Annotated in this window: 3 protein-coding genes and 1 pseudogene; all 4 read right to left on the reverse strand. The window is 40.5% G+C overall.

Annotation, left to right across the window (positions count from 1 at the left end; genetic code table 11):
• A partial coding sequence (locus ACFIMG_RS02545; protein WP_375678726.1) for a transglycosylase SLT domain-containing protein occupies window positions 1–126 on the reverse strand: 126 nt, incomplete at its 3' end.
• The gene (locus ACFIMG_RS02550; protein WP_375678724.1) at window positions 123–2189 is read right to left on the reverse strand and encodes a glycine zipper family protein; all 2067 of its coding nucleotides are present in this window, start codon (window positions 2187–2189) and stop codon (window positions 123–125) included. The genes ACFIMG_RS02550 and ACFIMG_RS02545, both read right to left, overlap by 4 nt.
• A gap of 1 nt (window position 2190) precedes the next feature.
• A complete protein-coding gene (locus ACFIMG_RS02555) occupies window positions 2191–3528 on the reverse strand; it encodes a hypothetical protein (RefSeq protein ID WP_375678725.1) in 1338 nt (445 codons plus the stop codon).
• Window positions 3529–3590: 62 nt separating this feature from the next.
• Window positions 3591–3906, reverse strand: a pseudogene (locus tag ACFIMG_RS02560) (hypothetical protein); the annotation flags it as partial.

Genomic DNA, 3906 nt, shown 5'->3' on the forward strand with positions numbered 1-3906 from the left:
ATTCCTTGCATTCGGATTGCCTCCACTTTCCACTTGCGCAACACGGTACAAATAACTCTCTGGCAAACCATAACGCGCTGCCGTTTGCCGTATCGCTTGATTAACAGAAGGACTAGAACGGGTCATTTCGCATACTCTATTGAAGCACTAGGACCTAACCCTTTTGCTACAGCTCTAGAAACAATCTTCAAGCCTTCATCCGTTATCACACCGGCTTTATGCCACTTCAAAGCACTTTGAATCAATTTGGCAATTTCATTGCGCTCCATTCCTTTAACGCCAAAAGTTGCTAACTTCGCTATACCGCGCTCTAGCTCTTGTCTTGCCCGTAGCGCCTCTGGAGCATTCGGGTGGAAAAATATGTTTCGTGCTAATTTAAAAGCTTGAGTGTGCATATCAGTAAGGTTTGGGAAACTAACTCCATCACGAATAGAAAACTCAGGAGCGCCTTCAAATTTGCTAAAACCTTCTTTTGCTGCATCAGAGTAGAACTTCTCCTGATCTACTGCCTTTTTAAAAGTAGAAAACCGTTCCGGTCCTATGGTCCTTTCAAGATTCTCAGACGCAAGATTTTGTTTTAAAAGTTTAGAAAATTCATTAATAGGGTCATCATTTTTTCTGAGTAAATCATCTAAGGCATCTCTCATACCCATCTGATAGGTATTATTTTGTTTTGTCCAATTCCCTTTAGAAAGATTTTCCTGAACTGCATCCCTTTCAAAACTCTTTTCAAGCTTTGTTCCAAAAGCTTGTCTACCTTCCTCAAAGCTATCTGCAAAGTTTTTGAATTTTGCTGCACTACCGCGTGCTGCTTTATAAGTAGGAGAGATTTCGTCCATTATTTTTACCAAATTTTGTTTGAGGACTTCGTATCCTAAAATCTTTTGGTTATCGCCATGTTTCTTACTTTTTTCGATTAAATCATCGAGAGACTGCTTAGTTTGATCTAATAACTCTATCGTAGGTTTATAGGTTATACTGCTAAATCTTCTATCATAAAACCTTCTAGGATTTATACTGAGAGGGTGTTCCTCTAAAGTATTGACAGCTTCTTTAAGAGCTTTTTGAAACCCTTTATTTTCAAAAAGTTTATTAAGAGCCGGATAATACTCTCGTCCTATCGGCGTTTGCCTTGCTTGTTCATAAAGATGATCATGCGCTTCTTTCCCTTGCCGTTTAAGTGTCCTGCTTAAAATATCTCTATGCTGGTATGGAACAATCGTCTGCTCCATCATATCATCAAGACGTTGAACAGAACCTCCCAATCTTTTCTCATGCGCTTGTTTCAAGAGATTATAAACATCTTCATTTGTTTTAGACGCATTCCACAAAGTCTGTCGTAGTTTTTCATTAATATCTGTCAAAAATACTTCCTGAGGTTCTGAGCTAAGACGTTCCGTGATCTTTTGGGGTTTATTATCGTAAAGTTGCTTGGCAACTTCTCTCAAAGCTTTATTTGAAACCTCTTTACGAGCAGGATTAAAATAATTCCTTACAAGTGGAGGCGATTTTAAAGCATTTCCTAAACTACGAACTGCCTTAGAAATACCTATACCTCCTAAAGCAGCAACCGGCGTCAAAACTGCCCCACCAACACCACCGGCTAATGCCGAATTCACCGTATCATTGTAACCTTTTCCTGCACCAGAACCATGTAAAGCTCCAGAACCTGCCCCAACAATAGCTCCCCTACCTAAACTTCCTAAAGTCGAGCCTGCTCGCAAAAAATTTAAAGCAGGGATCCCCAATGATGCTAATGTTGGTAAAATCGAACCAGCAATATAAGCACCAGAAGATAACCATGGATGTTTCTCTTCCAAGGCTTTTTGGTAAGCACGTTCCTTGGCTACTCTTCTATTATAAACCTCTTCTGCCTTTTTATCGCCGCTCCAATAATCCGTAAAACCTGCTTCATTGGCTGCTTGTATCTCATCACTATACCCTGCTGTCAAACCAGATATCCCATGACTCCTTAGTGCATCCGACCACGTAAGATCTTTATCATCAAATGAAAAATCATCTGCTGTAAATTTTGTATTAAATGAAGCCGTATCATCATCAACAAGAGGGGAATAAGGAATATAACCCGTTGTTGTTTTTCCTTGATTACCACGACTGTTCTTCACCGAAGACGTACCATCATTATCAGATACATCATCAACAATGCGAGAATAAGGAATATATGCCATTTTAAGCCCCTTTAACCCTTATCTTTCCATCTTCACCAATAAAGCGTGCACCGGAAGGCAATGCATCTTCCTCTTCTTTGCTGGTAACAAGTGGCAAAGCATTACGTCCTTGCTGTGGAGCTTTAGAATGCGGCTGTGAGGTAACCTTATCAACACTCTCTTGCGTTAATTCAATGCTGCTGTCTTCTAGCAATTTCAATACGTCTAATTTCATCTTAGCCAAAATCTGATGGATTTTTTTCAACCTAAACAAGAGCTCTTCATGACCCAAGTCGTACTTTATCTCTCCTAAATAGCTCTTTAAGATATCAAGCTCTCTTTCTGTAAGGTTACCAAAACCAGAAGCACCATTGCGTAAATACCGTCTCATCGTTTCTAAACGGTCAATACCTATACGGTTTTTAATGGAATCAAGCAGTGAACGCATATCACGGTGTTGAGGAACCTTAAAAGAAGCTTGCCAATCAGCAAGATTTCCCGTAGCCCAATCACCATTCTCTTCTATATAATTCATAAAACGTTCAATGTCATGGAGTGTATTACTACTGATAGCTTCACTATTTTTAAGATCTATTGTTTCTCGTAGGCGGTCCATTTCTTCTTTAGATCTAGCATCATAACCGCCGTTCACTTTTTGTAATAGAAAAGCATTCAATGCATCTTTATTCCCAGCCATGAACCGCGCCTCTTCTTCACTGTAGCCTTTAGATTTTAGGTATTCGACGGTTTGATTGACTTGTTCTCTTCGTTTATCACCTTCATTAAGATGCTTCACACCACTTGCAAGCGCATCCCACCCAGAACCGTCTGATGAAGATTCTGCCATACCTGCAAAAAGATCTTTGAGCTTCTGATACGCATCTGATTGAAAAAACTTATAAGTATTGGACTGTAAAAATTTCTCTGCATCTGTCAGTTCAGGAGTCGGTGTTGGGGAAGCGGGTGCTAATGGTTGCGTTTGTTCATTAACATAAGGTTTTAGTTCTTGTGGAGTACTCTCTAGTGCATTTGGCATGGGTGGATGTTGATCAAATCCAAGAGGCATTTCCGCTCTAGGAGCCGTATAGGGCATAAATGGTCCATATGGATTCAGACTATTCTGTAAATAGGGGTTGGATGGGGCTTGTGCTTCATTTATATTATCCAGAATACTCCCAATCGCCCCACCAATTACTAAAGGATTCTTCAGGTTTGGTTTCATTAATTGTCCCAATCCTTTCGCCCCTGTAACCATTTTTGGAGCTACTCTGGGATAAAGATACCTAAAAATATGAGGTCCATATCTCAATGCTGCCCCACCTGCTACCCCAGCAGCTAAGCCTAATAATGGAAATGCCATCACACTCTCCTACAAAACTATTCTTTAATTATTCTCCAGAGCTTTCTTTTGATTCATGTAATCTAAAAAAACTTGGATGCTCCTCCTGCCAACGCTGCTCCCATTGGACCACCTGCCATGTAACCAAAAGCCATCGGTGCTGCTTGAAGTGCTAAAGAACCTATAGCCCCTACATTTTTCCACGGATTATTGCCCTCTATCTTAGAGATTGTATGATTATTCGTCGTCGTGCCGTAATTCCTTGCAAAGCCATGACCGGCGTTCATAAGCATATTCAACCTATTCCAGCCGCTATTGTCTTGTTCCAGCCAACGTTCTCTATTGGCATCAACAAGGCGTTGATTGTAGTCATTAAGAACAGATGACCCCTGCAACATA

This window comes from Bartonella sp. AP11XZML, from assembly GCF_042196445.1.
Lineage (GTDB): Bacteria > Pseudomonadota > Alphaproteobacteria > Rhizobiales > Rhizobiaceae > Bartonella.